Here is a 681-nt window from a genome sequence, read left to right as displayed (position 1 = left end):
GTCTCGGCACAGAACAGACGATGATGCTTACCTATGATTTCATCCCGCTTATAGCCAGTGGCATTGACGAAATTTTCATTTGCTTCAAGCACGATCCCTTCAGGATTGAAGGTGATGATGGCCATAGAACGGTTTATGGCATTTACGACTGCTTCCTGCTCAAGAGCAGAATGCACGCGCTCAGAAATATCGGCAGCAATTTTAATGACTCTGATAACACGGCCGCGCCTGTCAGAAACGGGGATATAACTGGCTTCAAGCCATACGGAACGATTTCCCTTTGCCAGCCGCAGGTACTTGCCACTAAAGCTTTCTCCCCTGGCAAGGCGCTGCCAGAACTGGCTGTATTCCGGTGAACTTACCAGCGAGGGCGGGCAGAATATACGATGGTGGTGACCGATTATTTCATCAGCCCTGTACCCCATAGTGGAGAGAAAAAGCGGGCTGGCTTTATTTATCACCCCCTCCGGACTGAACTCAATGACAGGCTTATTCTGACAAATTGCGTCATACGAAATGGCTGATCGCTGGAGGTTCAGGGAGAACATATATTTAAGTGAAAACATATGAATCAGATTGCCCGGATAATGTAAGTACTGCCATGGTTATCGGCTACTCCTTATGTAGCTTTATATATTACTGCGACAGGGCGGGAAAAAGCCCGCTCTTCAGCCATGCCGG

The 681-nt window shown here is 48.3% G+C and carries 1 protein-coding gene; it reads right to left on the bottom strand.

What is annotated here, in order from left to right:
• On the bottom strand, positions 1-566 hold a 566-nt coding region (locus FLQ44_RS19885), incomplete at its 3' end, for a PAS domain-containing protein (RefSeq protein WP_147695763.1).
• Positions 567-681: the final 115 nt, after the last annotated feature.

Source organism: Vogesella mureinivorans, assembly GCF_007644035.1.
GTDB lineage: Bacteria > Pseudomonadota > Gammaproteobacteria > Burkholderiales > Chromobacteriaceae > Vogesella > Vogesella mureinivorans.
This window is presented reverse-complemented; position numbering and strand designations above follow the sequence as displayed.